The following is a 17,690-nucleotide window of genomic DNA, read 5'->3' on the forward strand; positions in this document are numbered from 1 at the left end:
ATCACTCCCTAATTAATGTCTAGTTGCTATTGTGAATAGGGCTTGCACACCCAAACCAAAGAAACCGAGTTTTTTACCGGGAGCAAAGGCGGCAACCAAGTCTTTTCGTCCATCCAACCCGTTTATCCGTCCATAAATAGTGAAAATTCTCTGCAAATTAAAGTGCATTAGACGATCTACAGAAAACCTCATCAAGTAAATTTTTGAGAAGTCCTGTTATTATCTACTGCGCGATGTAAGAGACAGGCGTATAACAGATACACTCGCTAACAGAAAAGAAAAAAGCCCAAGGCAAAATATCACCCGATAGAGAGATTATTGGCATTTAAACACCAAATCGTCAGCGTTTCTGCCGGCGATACTTGCAATGCTATCAAATAGCAATATAGCACTGCTTTGTGCTGAGTAAAATTCGCTTTTTGCTCTTGATTCAAGTCAAGCAGCAGAGCCTATTACTCTGCAATTAAACCTTGTCAATAGGTGATAATTATCATCTGGAAATGGGTACATCATCTACAATCCGTGAGCCAATTTGACCATGCAAAGCATCTGCAACAAACCAATTTTTATTACCCCAAAAATATGTGACTCCACCGCAAGGATTGCTGGCACAAAGTCCCGAACAACAGCTACTTATCATCAGAAAAAACAAATAAAACAAGTAAAAACAGTAGGGGCAATCCCCCCGTGGTTGCCCCTGTCCCCGAAACTCCGTGGCGGCACGAGAATTGGGCATCCCCACAGAGAATTTTTGCGATCGACTGTAGGGGCAAACCCCCCGTGGTTGCCTTCTCGGACTATAAAAAATGTGCTGTTCCTCGATGCCAGAGTAGAGAACTGGGACAGCTTGGCAAGAGGAGCAACAGCCGATACAGAGGTATTTGTACTGGACTCGACACGGGATGGAGTCGAGCAAATTACTAGAATTCTGGCGGTTTGCAGCGATTTAGATAGCCTTCAGATAGTTTCTCACGGTCGAGAAGGGGGCGTGCAGCTAGGATCGATCGAACTCTGCAACGACAACTTAGAAACCTACAGCCATTTGTTACAGCAGTGGGGAAAAGCCCTCAGCGAGAGAGGAGATATCTTGTTATTCGGGTGCAGCGTCGCAGCAGGGGAAAGCGGCGCGGCCTTCGTGCGGCGGCTGAGCTTGATGGTGGGTGCAGATATTGCAGCTTCCGACAACTTGACGGGGAGTGCGGCACTCGGCGGCGACTGGGAATTAAAATTTGCGACTGGGGAAATAAAGGCGAGAATCGCCATTGAAAAAGAAGTGCTCGAAGCCTACCCTTACGCCCTCGGCATATTAGTTAACGAAACTTTCAAAAACTCCACAGTTAGGGGGCCGTGGATTTACGGGGGAAACGACGGGGCACTGTTCAATCCGAGCAGCAACGCTCCAGCAGCCGATCAACTTATCCCCGGCATTACGGGAGGCACAGTATCTGGGGTGCTTCCGGGTTTGGGCGGTTCGAGTCCCGGCGATGGTGCTCTGCGATTAACTCCTGCAGTAAACCTTCGGGAAGCCTTTGTCATCTACAACAACCCTATTCCTTCCACGGACGGTCTCAGAGTTCAGTTTGATTTTTATTCTTACGGTTCAAGCGGGCAATTTGAGGCTCCGCAACCCAATATTGGCCCTCAGCCAGGGGACGGGCTGGGTTTCTTCTTGATTGACGGCACTGTTAGCCCAACAAGGACTGGGGGTTATGGCGGTTCTGTGGCTTACGCTCCACGAACGGGTATACCCGGTATTGAGGGAGGTTATTTAGGCATTGGGTTTGATGAGTTTGGCAATTTTTCAACGTCTACAGAAGGGCGCTCCGGCCCTGAGCCGCCTGCGATTCCGGGTTCTTCTATTGGTTCTTTCAGGCCTGATTCAGTAACGGTTAGAGGAAATCAAGCAGAAGGTTATAAGTTTTTAACAAATGCGATCGTTCCTTTTGGCATCGATAACATTCCTACGAGTATTGACTTTAGTGGCCCTCAACAAGGCAGGAGTTTTAATTTCAGCAATACGTTCACGAGCGATCGCAATTTAGCCAAAAGATCCGTTCAAATTACGCTCAATCCATCTAACGATCCGGTGAATCCCTCTCGCCTCACGGTTGCCTTCGATGAAAATTTCGATGACATCTACGAAACTAAATTGATCGACATCCCCAACTTGGCAACCGCAAACGGCCGAGTACCGCCAATTTTCAAATTTGGTTTTGGCAGTTCCACAGGAGCCGCCAACAACATTCACGAACTTCAAAACCTGGTGGTTGAAACTATCAATCCTCCCAGTATCACTGCTGAGGTTGCCACTATCAAGACTGGCCCGCAGTTCGTCAAGCCTGGAGGCAGCATTACCTACACGATTACTACTGTAAACAAGGGGCCAGCGCCGGCTACAAATGTTCTGATTCAAGATGAAATACCTTTTGAACTGCTGGGTCCGGGGGGAATGCGGCCGGAGCTGATTGCCTCGAACAATGGCACTTATGTGAACGAAACGAAGGCTGTCACCTGGCCGTTAATTCCGGTTCTCAATGCGGGTGAGACTCTGACTTACACTCTGACAATTAATTTGCCGTCAGGTTTAACCAGCGGTAGCAGTTTTGCGAACGTTGCATTCAGCACTAGCTCGACTTTCGACCCCGACCTCAGCAACAACAGCGGTATACTCGCGCCCGGTCAAATCGAGGGGCCGGGTGTAGTCTCTACTACTGTTGTCGGTACAGTGGCGGATTTAGTTACTACCAAAAGTGGCCCTGTGACTACTTCGGCCGGGTCAAGCGTCGCCTACACATTGACTACGACTAACATGGGGCCAGACCCCGCTGCCGATGTGACTATCACCGACAGCATTATTCCGGGTTTAACAGGAGTCAGCCTATCGGACGGGGGGAGTTACGACCCAGTTTCGGGCATTGTCACCTTCCCAGCACTGACGGTGCTGGCCAATGCGGCTACTGCGACCCACACCGTCAGTTTCATCGCCCCAGCCACCCGTACCGACATCAGCAACACGGCCCGGAGCAGCTCGGCGACTTTCGATCCGATCGCCACTAACAACAACGGCTCGACAACCAACAAAGACGGCACTCCCACTAACTCTACGGTTACGACAAGTATTGCGCCCAATGCGGATCTGGCAACGACTAAAACCGGATCTACGAGTGCTACGGCCGGTAGCTCGGTCAGCTATACAATCGCTACAGTCAATTTAGGGCCGAGTCCTGCGGAAGCTGTAACTATCACGGACAGCATAGTTCCGGGGTTAACCGGAGTCACGGCATCTAACGGCGGCGTTTACGATCCAGTGACCGGCATTGTCACCTTCGCGCCCGTGGCAATAGCCAACGCGGAGACAGTCACGCGGACGATCGGCTTCACAGTACCGCCCACCCTAACTTCCATCAGCAACACGGCAAGAAGTACCTCCATCACTCCCGACTCCACTCCGGCCAACAACAACGGTACAAATGCTAATGCTACTGTTGTTACCTCGATCGAGGCTGTGGCCGATGTTGTCACCCAAAAAACGGCGCCGGCCAGCATTCAGGTGGGTGACACGCTACTTTATACAATCACTACTACCAACAACGGGCCGAGTCCCGCGACCAACGTAGTCATCACCGACAGCCTGATTCCTGGCTTAACTGATGTCAGCGTGTCCGATGACGGAACCTACAATCCAGACACAGGGGCGATCGAGTTCCCAGCGATCGAAACTTTAGCCAGTGGCAGCAACCAGAGCCGCACCATCAGCTTTGTACCGCCGCCTACTCTGACGAGTATCACGAATATTGTATTGAGTCGATCAGACACTTTTGACCCGGACTTAACCAACAACGACGGCTCGACAGTGGCAGTGCCCGGTGAGGCGGGGGGGCGAGTTGTTACTTCGATCGATGGTGTGGCCGATGTTGTCACCCAAAAAACGGCTCCGGCCAGCATCGAGGTGGGCGACACCCTCCTTTATACAATCACTACTACCAACTTCGGCCCGAGTCCCGCGACCAACGTAGTCATCACCGACAGCCTGATTCCCGGCTTAACTAATGTCAGCGTGTCCGATGGCGGAACCTACAATCCAGACACAGGGGCGATCGAGTTCCCAGCGATCGCGACTTTAGCCAGCGGCAGCAGCGTCACCCGCACCCTGATTTTTGTACCGCCGCCGACTCTGACGAGTATCACCAATATTGTGTTGAGTCGATCGGACACTTTTGACCCGGACTTGACGAATAACGACGGTTCGACAGTCGCAGTGCCTGGTGAGGCGGGGGGGCGAGTTGTTACCTCGATCGATGCTGTGGCCGATGTTGTCACCCAAAAAACGGCTCCGGCCACCATCAAGGTGGGTGACACGCTACTTTATACAATCACTACTACCAACTTCGGCCCCAGTCCCGCGACCAACGTAGTCATCACCGACAGCCTGATTCCCGGCTTAACTAATGTCAGCGTGTCCGATGGCGGAACCTACAATCCAGACACAGGGGCGATCGAGTTCCCAGCGATCGCGACTTTAGCCAGCGGCAGCAGCGTCACCCGCCGCCTGATTTTTGTACCGCCGCCTACTCTGACGAGTATCACGAATATTGTATTGAGTCGATCGGACACTTTTGACCCGGACTTAACCAACAACGACGGCTCGACAGTGGCAGTGCCCGGTGAGGCGGGGGGGCGAGTTGTTACTTCGATCGATGCAGCCCGCGCCGACCTGGTTACGTCCAAGAGCGGTCTCACATCTGCTCCTGCTGGTAGTTCCGTGACTTATACTATATCTACCGCCAACAATGGGCCGAATGCTGCTGAAAACGTAGTGATTACAGACAGCATCATTCCCGGTTTAACGGGAGTCAGCGCATCGGACGGCGGCACTTACGACCCCGTGACAGGGGTTGTCACCTTCCCAACAATTCGCAGTTTAACTAGCGGCAGCAACATCAACCGCGAGGTAACAGTAGTCGTTCCAGCGACGGACAGCATTAGCAATACTTCCCAGAGTCGATCGACCACTTTTGACCCCGACCCCAGCAATAACAACGGTTCCGAGTCCAGAGCCACTGTCACTACTGCCATTAGCGCGCAGCCAACACCCAACAAGCTCCCATCAGCCGACAGCAGCAATGTGGCGATCGCGCCCAACAGCGTTGTCCGACTCGGCGGGCTCGGAGGCAGAGACTCAGACGGCACAGTGGTTACATTCACCATCAGCACCCTGCCGTCGGCAAATCAAGGCATCCTGTTCTTGGGCGACCCCGCAACCGGGGGAGTCGCCGTCACGGCAGGTCAAACCCTGACGGCCGAGAAAATGACGCAGTTATTCTTCCAGTCTGTCGGCAATTTCACAGGGGCTAACTTTACCTACAGCAGCAAGGACAATCTCGGTGGCAGCAGTCCTGCCGCCACCGTTTCTCTGGTGTCGCTGGCGTTCAACTACCTGCCAGTACCCACAAACATCACCAAGACACTGGCGCCAAACAGCACCGTCAACCTCACAGTGCTGACGGCAAAAGACCCCGACGACTCGATCGAATTCTTCACTATCAACACCCTGCCGGCGGCAAATCAAGGCGTCCTGTTCTTGGGGGACCCCAGCCTGGGAATCCGGGTGACGGCAGGCCAAAGACTTAGCACAACTCAAATCAGCCAGTTATTTTTCCAAGCGTCTGGCAATTTCACAGAAACCAATTTTACCTACAGCGCGACAGACAGCCGAGGCGCGATTAGTGGAGCCCCGGCTACGGCTTCTCTGCTAGCACTATTACCTCCTAATGACGAGCCACCCGTGGCTAACAACTCTCTTCTGGCTGTGTTGCTGGGAAGAACTGCGAAGATTCCCGGACTGGGAGGAACTGACGCCGACGGGACGGTGGTTTCCTTTACTATCAACACTTTGCCACCAGCCAATGAAGGCACGCTGTTCTTGGGCGATCCCAGCCAGGGGGTGCGGGTCACGGCAGGTCAAACCCTGACGGCGGAGCAAATGACGCAGTTGTTCTTCCAGGCGTCTGACAATTTCATAGGGGCAAATTTCACCTACAGCGCTACAGATAACCTCGGTGTCAGCAGTGCGGCAGTCGCCACTGTCTCTCTCATTCCCCTTAAGGAACTGATACCGGCGCCCACACCCGCGCCGATACCAACACCACCAACACCAGCGCCGATACCAACACCGACGCCGATACCAACACCGACGCCGATACCAACACCGGCGCCGATACCAACACCGGCACCAATTCCAACACCCACACCGGCGCCGATACCAACACCGGCACCAATTCCAACACCCACACCCACACCGGCGCCGATACCAACACCGGCACCAATTCCAACACCCGCGCCCGCAGCGGAACCAGCCCCCACGCCCATACCCGCGCCGACGCCCATACCCGCGCCAGCGCCCGAACCAACACCCACACCCGCAGCGGAACCAGCCCCCACGCCCATACCCGCGCCCGAACCAACACCACCAACAGCACCAACACCAACACCACCAGCCCCGCAACCAACCCCAGCCCCGCAACCAACACCAACACCAACACCAACACCCGCGCCAGAACCAACCCCTATATTCAACCCAGTACCCGAACCCGATACCGGTTGCGGTTGTGACCCCTTGCCCTTGCTGCCCCCGATAACATTTATCCAACCCCAGCCTTCGCCAATACTCAACTTTGACTCCAACGCCGCACAACTCATCGACATCCAAAACACCAGCATCGGAACCCAGGGAAACGATTCCTTAACAGGAAACGAAACTAACCAACAGTTTCTCTCCCTCCGCGGCGACGACACAGTGTTAGGTGAAGGCGGCAGCGATACTATTTTCGGCGAACAACAGCGAGACTTCATCGCAGCAGGTAAAGGCAACGACATCGTTTACGCCGGCAAACAAACCGATGCCGTATTTGGTGGCAAAGACAACGATCGCATTTTTGGCGATCGCAATGGAGACACATTGTACGGCGATCGCGGTATAGACACCATAATCGGCGACAACGGCAACAACATCGACTTGACAGGTAACGACGGCGACCTAATTTTTGGCGGTTCTTCAGGCGATGCCATTGCTAGCAACCAAGGTTCAGACACCGTTTACTCCGGCAAAGCTGGCGACATCGCCTTTGGTGGCAAAGAAGACGACCTGATTTGGGGTGACAAAGGTCCAGATACCCTTTCCGGCGACAACGGAGACGACTCTGTGTTTGGTGGCGTGCTCAACTCCCTCGATAGCGACCCCGACGGCTTCGATTTACTGACAGGAGGCGATGGCAACGACTTACTTAACGGCGAAGAACAAGACGATACCTTGCTGGGTGGCAACGGACGGGATTTGCTGTTTGGAGGCAAAGGGGGCGATCGCATTTTTGGCGAAACTGACTCGGATACTCTTTACGGCAATCTAGGTTCCGACACCATAATCGGCGACTACGGCACTCAACAAGCCAGTACAATTGCCACGGATGAAGCGGACTTAATTTTCGGTAACGACATCGGCGATCTCATCGGCGGTGGCAGCGGTAACGATAGTATTTTTGGCGGCAAAGGTAACGACTTAGTTTATGGTGGCAAAGACAACGACCGGATTTGGGGCGAACTCGGTTCCGACACCATTGTCGGGGATGAGGGGGACGATTCGCTTTATGGCGGCTTGCAAAATCAGTTAGTGTCCGATGTGGATGGCCGCGACTTGCTATTTGGAGGAGATGGCAATGATTTTCAGGGTGGGGGTGAGAGTTCCGATTCTTTGAGTGGGGGTTTTGGTAACGATACCCTTCGTGGAGGCAAGGATGACGATGTAGTACAGGGAGATGCTGGCAACGACTTGATGTACGGCGACTCGGGCAGCGATATTTTGTGCGGCGATGAAGGTAACGATACTATTTTTGGCGATCGCGGGGAAAATCTGCGAGGCGCTGTGGGTGAAGACGGTCAGCAAGACTGCATCAACGGTGGCAGTGGCGATGACCTGTTATATGGCAATGAAGGTCAAGATACTCTCAATGGTGATGATGGTAATGACACTATTTACGGAGGGAAAGATAGCGATATTCTCAATGGGGGTGCAGGGGATGACTGGCTGTTTGGCGATGGGGGAGATGATACTTTGATAGGAGGTATTGGGAACGATCGCTTTGTGTTAAGCGCTAATAGCGGTATGGATACTGTGCTCAATTTTTCCGTAGGAACTGATAAGTTTTTCCTGGCTGGTGGCTTGAGTTTTGAGGCTTTGCAACTTAACTCGATGGCCAATGGCACACTGCTACAAGTTGCGGCGACTGGTCAGGTTTTGGCTCAGGTTTTTGGGGCTGATAATACTATTACCTCTCTGGATTTTCTGACTCTTTCTCCTTAAGATAAAAGCGCTTTAAATTCGCTGAACTTTTCCGATATTTTACCAACTCGGTTTGTTTGACAAACCGGGTATTTTAATATTTAAAAAATTACAAAAATCAAGCTCGTGAATTATTGGATTGTTCGCATTAACGACGAGCATAAAATTGGTTATTAGTAAGTTATTAACTCCTGATGAAAGCCAGAGGACGGAGTTTATGAATACAAAATTTATAACCATTTTTTGATGGAAATAGAGATAAGCTGAGATTCGGCTGATTGAATACCATTAAATTGGTTTTTTATCAGGAATCACGTCCTACTAAAAGTCAGAATAACTACACCATATGTACTCCAAAAGCGAACAATTGTCAACTACTTTTAGGCAGTAAATCTGGCTGCCGTCGGCGTATTTTCGTACATCTTATCTGTTTCTTCTTATAGGTAAATAATTTAGCGCCACGTCTGACTTGGCTAAAAAACGCCTAATTTATAAGGTAAATACAGCGAACTGATACTTGGGGAAGATGTCGATTTAAAAAAAATCGAAGTAAATAGAACTTGTTAGGTATGCGAAGTCGAGAAATTAGCAGTGAGAAATTTCCTATGAGCCCTTAACAATAATATCTACCACTGAAGACTGATAATTAACAAATCAAGGAGCTATGTAACTCATGAAAAATTTATGGTGCAACTACTCTTCACCGATTCACAAATCAAGTTGCGATAGCCGCGACACCGACTGCATAAAAGCTTCTTTGATGGGGGGGCAGTTAGTCAGCGATCGGGTGAGGGATATTTCCTGTTTAACAAAAGCGAGTCTGGCAGTCAATACTCAACATAAAAAACATTTAGTTTGCATCGATCCGAGGGTAGAGAATTATCAGCATCTTGCCAGCGGAGTCAAACCGGGGACAGAGATAATTGTCCTCGATCAAACTCTGGACGGAGTAGAACAAATTACCGAGATTCTAGCTAAACGCAGCTTAATTGCCAGCCTTCAGATTGTTGCTCACGGCAATGAAGCTTCCGTGCAACTGGGGTCAACTGTACTGAAGGATGAAAACTTACCAAAGTACGATCGGCATTTGCAGCAGTGGGGAAATGCTTTCACGGAAAAAGCCGATATTTTATTATTAGCCTGTAGGGTTGGGGCTGGAAAATCAGGGATGGCTTTCGTGCGGAAGCTGAGAGAACTAACAGGTGCAAATATAGCCGCTTCCAACAATTTAATTGGCAGTGCAAAGTTAGGAGGAAACTGGAAATTAAATGTTACAGCAGGACGAGTAAAAACCGCAATAGCATTTGAAACAAAAACGCAGGAAACTTACAGCGCTGTCCTCATTACTTTAGTTGACGAAACTTTTCAAGATGCAAGTCTAATAGGGCCTTGGATATCTGGGGTCAGCGGCACGGCAGACCTTCCAGCTTTAACAGCAGGAACCGGAACGGAGAGTTTTCCGGGTTTGAACATCGACCCGCCCGGCAGCGGGGCTTTGAGATTAACTTCAAGAAGTTTTGACCAATCTACTTTTGCCATCTATAACAGTGCGGTACCAGCCAGCAGTGGCCTTAAAATTGTCTTCGATATATTTGCCTACAACGGCACTGCACGTCCGAATTTATCCAATAATTTGACAGGGGACGGCATAAGTTTCTTTTTAATTGACGGTAGTGTGACGCCAACAAAAGCTGGAGGCTATGGAGGTTCTCTCGGCTACGCCCAAAATATAAACGAAAATCAGGCCGGTTTACTCGGAGGTTATTTAGGAATTGGATTTGATGAATTCGGAAATTTTTCAACTCAGAATGAAGGGCGTATAGGCGGAACTGCGGACGGGTCTAGACCAGATTCGGTAACGCTTCGAGGTAGCCAAGCTACGCAATATCGGTTTTTAACTTCTAACTTTGTGCCGGGGGGAGTAGATAATATTCCCAATCCCGTAAGTCCGCCAATCAACAGCATTACTAGCACTCGCGAACCAGCCAGAAGAAGAGTTCAAGTTATTTTGCAACCTCCCACTTCTTCTGCAACGCCCAACCGTCAACTTACTGTTAGCTTTGATCTCAACAATAATGGTTCGTTTACAGATCCGGGCGAGACTATTATCGACATTGGCAATTTAGAGGGAATAAACGGGCAAATCCCGGCAACATTCAAATTTGGTTTTGCTGGTTCAACGGGAGACGCAACAAATATTCACGACATTCGCACTTTGTCGATCCAAACTATAAACGTGCCGACTACTACAGCAGATGTTGCGACAACGAAAAAAGGCCCGGCTGCAGCGGCACCGGGTAGCAGCATTACTTACACAATTACGACAGTAAATAATGGCCCGAACCCGGCCGAAAACGTGCTGGTTGAAGACCAACTGCCCCGAGGGGCAGTATTTGGCAGTGCCGACGGCAGTGGCACTTTCAACCCGACAACGAGACTGGTCTCCTGGCGTATTCCGAATTTACCTGTTGGGGCCAGCACCACCCGCACCGTAACCGTTACGGCCCCAACTACACTCGGCCCTATTACAAACAGTGTATTCAGCAGCAGCAACACGATCGATCCCGTACCCGCCAACAACAGCGGCAGCAGCCCGGATGCGAGAGTCACCACCACTATCACGAACAATATTGCCGATGTAGTTACGCGCAAAACCGGGCCCGCTACTGCGGCTGCGGGTTCGACAGTCACCTACACAATTACGGCCACTAACAGTGGGCCGAGTCCGGCAACCAATGTGGCGATCGCCGACACCATTGTTCCGGGCTTAACAGGAGTCAGCGTCTCGGAGGGGGGAAGTTACAACGCAACTACAGGTATTGTGACTTGGACGGCGATCGCATCCCTAGCCCGCGCCGCCAGCGCCAACAGAACCGTCAGTTTCGCAGTGCCCGCCACCGGCGGCCCCATCGCCAACACAGCTAGCAGCACGTCAACGAGTCCAGACCCCAATCCCGGCAACAACAACGGCAGCAGCCCTCAAGCGCGAGTTACCACTGCTATCACCCAGAGTGCCGATGTAGTGACGGTCAAAACCGGGCCCGCTACTGCGATCGCCGGATCGACAGTCACTTACACAATTACGGCCACTAACAGTGGGCCGAGTCCGGCAACCAATGTGGCGATCGCCGACACCATTGTTCCGGGCTTAACAGGAGTCAGCGTGTCGGAGGGCGGAAGTTACAACGCAACTACAGGTATTGTGACTTGGACGGCGATCGCATCCCTAGCCCGCGCCGCCAGCGCCAACAGAACCGTCAGTTTCGCAGTTCCCGCCACCGGCGGCCCCATCGCCAACACAGCTAGCAGCACGTCAACGAGTCCAGACCCCAATCCTGCCAACAACAACGGCAGCAGCCCTCAAGCGCGAGTTACCACTGCTATCACCCAGAGTGCCGATGTAGTGACGGTCAAAACCGGGCCCGCTAGTGCGGCTGCGGGCTCGACTGTCACCTACACAATTACGGCGACTAACAGTGGGCCGAGTGCGGCAACCAATGTGGCGATCGCCGACACCATTGTTCCTGGTTTAACAGGAGTCAGCGTCTCAGAGGGCGGAAGTTACAACGCAACTACAGGTATTGTGACTTGGACGGCCATCCCATCCCTAGCCCGGGCAACCAGCGCCAACAGAACCGTCAGTTTCGCAGTTCCCGCCACCGGTGGCCCGATCGCCAACACTGCTAGCAGCACCTCAACTAGCCCAGACCCCAATCCTGCCAACAACAACGGCAGCAGCCCGTCGGCAAGAGTTACCACTGCTATCACCCAGAGTGCCGATGTAGTGACAGTCAAAACCGGGCCCGCTAGTGCGGCTGCGGGCTCGACTGTCACCTACACAATTACGGCGACTAACAGTGGGCCGAGTGCGGCAACCAATGTGGCGATCGCCGACACCATTGTTCCTGGTTTAACAGGAGTCAGCGTCTCAGAGGGCGGAAGTTACAACGCAACTACAGGTATTGTGACTTGGACGACCATCCCATCCCTAGCCCGGGCAACCAGCGCCAACAGAACCGTCAGTTTCGCAGTGCCCGCCACCGGCGGCCCCATCGCCAACACTGCTAGCAGCACCTCAACGAGCCCAGACCCCAATCCTGCCAACAACAACGGTCGCGATCCCGGCGCAACTGTTGCCACCACTATCACCGCTGCCCCGACTCCGACTCCCCCACTCCCACCGACTCCGACTCCGACTCCCGCCAACCTACGGCCGATAGCTAGCAACGTCAACCTCGAAATCGCTCCCAGCAGCACTGTGGCGATCGTAGGACTCGCAGGAAGCGACCCCGACGGATCGATCGCATCCTTCACCATCAACACCGTCCCACCAGCAAATGAAGGGCTGATATTTTTAGGCAATCCCGATACTGGCGGCACGAGTGTCACCGCCGGTCAAATTCTGACACCGGCTGACATTAAGCAATTATTTTTCCAATCGACAGCCAACTTTACAACAGCAAATTTCACCTACAGCGCTACAGACAACCAGGGTGCCAGCAGCCCCGCGAGCGCTACTGTATCGGCACGGGAACCCGTGCCAAACAAACCGCCAGTAGCTAACAACGTCAACCTCGATATCGCCCCCAGCAGCGCTGTGGCGATCGCAGGACTCGGAGGAACCGACCCCGACGGGTCGATCGCATCCTTCACCATCAACACCGTCCCACCAGCAAATGAAGGGCTGATATTTTTAGGCAATCCCGAAACCGGCGGCCGGATTGTCACCGCTGGTGAAATTTTGACACCTGCGGACATTAACCAATTATTTTTCCAATCGACAGCCAACTTTACCACCGCAAATTTTACCTACAGCGCTACAGACAATCAGGGCGCTACCAGCCCCGCCAGCGCTACTGTCTCTGCCATTCCCCTGAACGAACCAACACCGGCCCCAACACCAACAACACCAACACCAGCGCCAACACCGCCAACACCGACACCGCCAACACCGCCAACACCGACACCGCCAACACCAACACCACCAACACCACCAACACCGCCAACACCAACACCACCAACACCACCAACACCGCCAACGCCGACACCACCAACACCGCCAACACCAACACCCGCAGCGGAACCAACACCAACACCCGCAGCGGAACCAACACCAACACCCGCAGCGGAACCAACACCCGCAGCGGAACCAACACCACCCACACCAACACCGGCGCCAACACCAACACCCGCAGCGGAACCAACACCACCCACACCAACACCGGCGCCAACACCAACACCACCAACACCAACACCAACACCAACCCCAGCCCCGCAACCAACACCAACACCAACACCAGCCCCAGAACCAACCCCTATATTCAACCCAGTACCCGAACCGGATACCAGTTGCGGTTGCGACCCTTTGCCCCAGCCCCCTCTCATCACATTTATCCAACCCCGGCCTTCGCAAATACTTAACTTCGACTCAAACGCCGCCCAACTCATCGACATCCAAAACACCAGCATCGGGACTCCCGGAAACGATTCCTTAACAGGAAACGAAACTAACCAACTGTTTCTCTCCGAAGGTGGCGACGACACAGTGTTAGGTGAAGCAGGCAGCGATATCGCTTTCGGCGACCAACAGCGAGACTTCATCGCCTCCGGCCTCGACAACGACATCGTTTACGCCGGCAAACAAACCGATGCCGTATTTGGCGGCAAACAAGACGATCGCATTTTTGGTGATCGCAATGGAGACACATTGTACGGCGATCGCGGTGCCGACACCATAGTCGGCGACAACGGCAACAACATCGACTTGACCGACAACGACGGCGACCTGATTTTCGGCGGGTCTTCAGGCGATGCCATTACTAGCAATCAAGGTTCTGACACCGTTTACTCCGGCAAAGCTGGCGACATCGCCTACGGTGGCATCGACAACGACCTGATTTGGGGTGACAAAGGCCCAGACACCCTTTCCGGCGACAACGGAGACGACTCTGTGTTTGGCGGCGTGCTCAACTCCCTCGATAGCGACCCCGACGGCTTCGATTTACTGTTGGGAGGCGATGGCAACGACCTACTTAACGGCCAAGAACAAGACGATACCTTGCGAGGTGGTAACGGCTTCGATTTGCTGTTTGGAGGCAAAGGGGGCGATGGCATTTTCGGCGAAACTGACTCGGATACTCTCTACGGCAATCTAGGTTCTGACACCATAGTCGGCGACTACGGCACTCCAGCGGGCAGTACAGTTGCCACCGATGAAGGTGATTTAATTTTCGGCAACGACACCGGCGATATCATCGGCGGCGGCAGCGGTAACGATAGCATTTTTGCCGGCAAAGGTAATGACTTAGTTTATGGTGGCAAAGATAATGACCGGATTTGGGGTGAACTCGGTTCCGATACCATTGTCGGCGATGAGGGAGACGATTCGCTTTACGGTAGTTTGCAAAACGAGTTAGTGTTGGATGCCAACGGCCGCGACTTGCTATTTGGGGGAGATGGCAATGACTTCCTCAATGCGGGTGAGAGTTCCGATTCTTTGAGTGGGGGTTTTGGTAACGATACCCTTCGTGGTGGCAAGGATGACGATGTAGTACAGGGAGATGCCGGCAACGACTTGATGTACGGCGACTCGGGCAGCGATATTTTGTGCGGCGATGAAGGTAACGATACTATTTTTGGCGATCGCGGGCAAAATCTGCGAGGCGCTGTGGGTGAAGACGGCCAGCAAGACTGCATCAACGGTGGCAGTGGCGATGACCTGTTATACGGCAATGAAGGTCAAGATACTCTCAATGGTGATGATGGTAATGACACTATTTACGGCGGGAAAGATCGCGATATTCTCAATGGGGGTGTTGGGGATGACTGGCTGTTTGGTGATGGGGGAGATGATACTTTGATTGGGGGTATGGGGAATGATAACTTTGTGTTAAACGCCTTCAGCGGTATCGATACTGTGCTCAATTTTTCCGTAGGAACTGACAAGTTTGTCCTGGCTGACGGCTTGAGTTTTGAGGCCTTGCAAATTAACTCGACGGCCAATGGCACACTGCTGCAAGTTGCGGAGACTGGGGAGGTTTTGGCTCAGGTTTTTGGGGCTAATAATACTATTACTGCTCTGGACTTTCTGACTCTTTCTCGTTAAGACAGGCCTCACAAAAAACAGCGTGTAGGGTTCCTTTCACACAGCACCTTACCGCTGTTTATTCAAAAATTCTAATCCTAAAAAAATAGCTGCGATGCTTCCTGCTACACAAATTTCTAGGTTTGCTATTTTTAACAAAACTTCGGCAATTGGGACTAAAACTACTTCAATATCTTCTGTAATATCCAATTGGATTTTGCTAGCAAGCTTGACATTTTTAGCAAAGTATAGGTAGATAGAATTGGTGTCTTTGACGGGGTTATCATATAAGGTTGCTAGTTCCAAAATTTCTTCAGCAACATATCCAGTTTCTTCGGCAAGTTCTCTGGCGGCTGCCGATTTCCCGCTCTCTTCAGCAGGGTTGAAAGATCCAGCAGGCAGTTCCAGCAAAATTTCGCCTACTCCGTGCCTGTATTGGCGCACTAATACAAGTTCTTGCTGCTCTGTCGTGGCAAATACGAGGGCGATATTGGGTCGGACATTAACAAAAAAGTCGTCTATAATTTGTCCGCTTGGCAATTCTATTTCATCTTGTCGAACCTGACACCACTTGTTGTTAAGAACGAAGCGCGATCGCAATAATTTCCATTTAGTTAAATTTTTCATATCGCAATAATGCTAAACTTTCAGCGTCATCCGAAGGCAAAATTTTCCCATCCATAATCTATTTCAGATCAAAAATTTCACCCAGCAGCCATGCCATACAAAAAATTACCACGAAAATTTTGGGCAGACTTACAAAAATTGACTGTTAATTCTCTAGCACCCGGATTGTTTGCGATCGAGTCACTGAGTCTGAGTCTAGCAGTCGCCGCCGCAGTTGCAGCAGTGCCCGCAACACAGCAACCAGCAAATGCTTCTACAGTCACAAGTTGGAAATTCGATCCGGCGACAAATCAGCTAGAAATTACTCTCCCAGAGGGCACAACCCCCACATATTCTCTACTCAACCCGTCTCAGATTGCTGTGGATTTGCCCAATACTGAGATCGGAGTAGATGCAACTCAGCTATACCCACAAGGCAGAGTGCGTTCTGTGGGAGTGAGTCAACTTCAACCGGGAAGGGCGAGAATTCTGGTCAATTTGGCTCCTGGAGTCGGTTTCAGCGCAGGGCAAGTTCAATTCCAAAGAAGCGGGGTAGAAAATCGCTGGGTGTTGCGTCCTTCGATCGAACCGACTCCAATTATGGAAACTCCCGAAACTCAACCCCAGCCTGCAATACAAGTACCGCAAAACCAGCCGCCGACTGATTCCAACTCAACTGCTGCCTCAAAGGTCGATCGAGCTGAGCCTCCTACTTCCCTAAATCTCGCTACAAATTATTCGCAGCAGCCAACTCCAAATGACCAAATCCGGCCGCTAAGAGTGCCTTTAGTCAATGTTCGCCTTGACGAACGCCGTGGGGTACAAGCTGCTGCTCTACCCCGCCTAGAGCCTCAAATAACGGCTGCGGTACCCCAACAGCGGACGCTTACTTTTGGTGAACCGCTTCCTCGCGGACGATCGAATGCTTCTTTGCAGGCTGCGACTGGGGCGAATGTCTTGTTGCCGGCTGGCACGGAGCTGAGTTTGCTATACCCGGGCGATCGGGCTTTGCGGCTGCAAGCGAAGCTCAGCCGAGAGGAAGTGCTGTTGCTGCAAGGGGGAATTCTCGACAGTCGCGGTAATACGATCGTACCTGCTAATACGCCGGTCATAGGCCGGTTTGAAACAACGAACCTCGGCAGTCGATTTGTGGTCGAAGCTATTAGTCTCAACGGCCGCAATATCCCTCTCTTCGCTCGCTCGGAGCCCGTGGGCGGCCGCCGACAAGAGCCTTCCGATCGCAGTTTGTTGCGAAATACTGGTATTGGTGGCTTAGCTTTGTTCTTGCTGAGCGGCTTTTCTGGTATCGGTTTGTTGGCGGGAGCAGCCGGTGGTGTTGCTACAACTTACGTCGCTGCTCCTCAACCTGCTACGATTCAACCCGGCCAAATTTTGCAAGTTCAGTTAACGGAAGATTTCCCCCAGTTAGGTTTTTGAAGGAAGAGGGAAGAAGGAAGAGGTTCGAGGTTCGAGGTTCGAGGGAAGAAGGAAGAGGTTCGAGGTTCGAGGTTCGAGGTTCGAGGGAAGAAGGAAGAAGGAAGAGGGAAGAATTTTTTCTTCCCTCGAACCTCTTTGTTGTTCAAAATTTACTTAGGATCGCGAATTAAATAACTTACAATTTTAATTGTTATTGTGGGATGGGCGTCCCGCCCGTCCAAAAAGGAC

At 52.0% G+C, this 17,690-nt stretch carries 4 protein-coding genes; 3 read left to right on the forward strand and 1 reads right to left on the reverse strand.

The window, feature by feature from the left end; all coding sequences use genetic code 11:
• The first annotated feature begins 538 nt into the window (after positions 1 to 538).
• Together QUB35_RS23370 and QUB35_RS23375 are read left to right on the forward strand one after the other, a co-directional pair.
• Entirely contained in the window at positions 539 to 8,356 is a 7,818-nt protein-coding gene (locus tag QUB35_RS23370; protein WP_333144084.1) for a DUF4347 domain-containing protein, read from the forward strand.
• A 652-nt stretch (positions 8,357 to 9,008) separates the two neighbouring features.
• Positions 9,009 to 15,440 (forward strand): DUF4347 domain-containing protein, encoded by a 6,432-nt coding sequence (locus QUB35_RS23375; protein ID WP_333144085.1) that lies wholly within the window; start codon positions 9,009 to 9,011, stop codon positions 15,438 to 15,440.
• Positions 15,441 to 15,488: 48 nt separating this feature from the next.
• Here QUB35_RS23375 and QUB35_RS23380 read toward each other — a convergent pair whose 3' ends face one another.
• Positions 15,489 to 16,046: an NUDIX hydrolase gene (locus tag QUB35_RS23380; protein ID WP_333144086.1), complete on the reverse strand. Its 558-nt coding sequence runs from the start codon at positions 16,044 to 16,046 to the stop codon at positions 15,489 to 15,491.
• 90 nt (positions 16,047 to 16,136) lie between these two features.
• Between QUB35_RS23380 and QUB35_RS23385 the strand changes: the two genes are divergently transcribed.
• Positions 16,137 to 17,462 carry an AMIN domain-containing protein gene (locus QUB35_RS23385; RefSeq protein WP_333144087.1) on the forward strand — a complete coding sequence of 442 codons (1,326 nt, stop codon included), beginning with the start codon at positions 16,137 to 16,139 and terminating at the stop codon, positions 17,460 to 17,462.
• Positions 17,463 to 17,690: the final 228 nt, after the last annotated feature.

Source organism: Microcoleus sp. B13-B6, assembly GCF_036705405.1.
Classification (GTDB): domain Bacteria; phylum Cyanobacteriota; class Cyanobacteriia; order Cyanobacteriales; family Microcoleaceae; genus Microcoleus.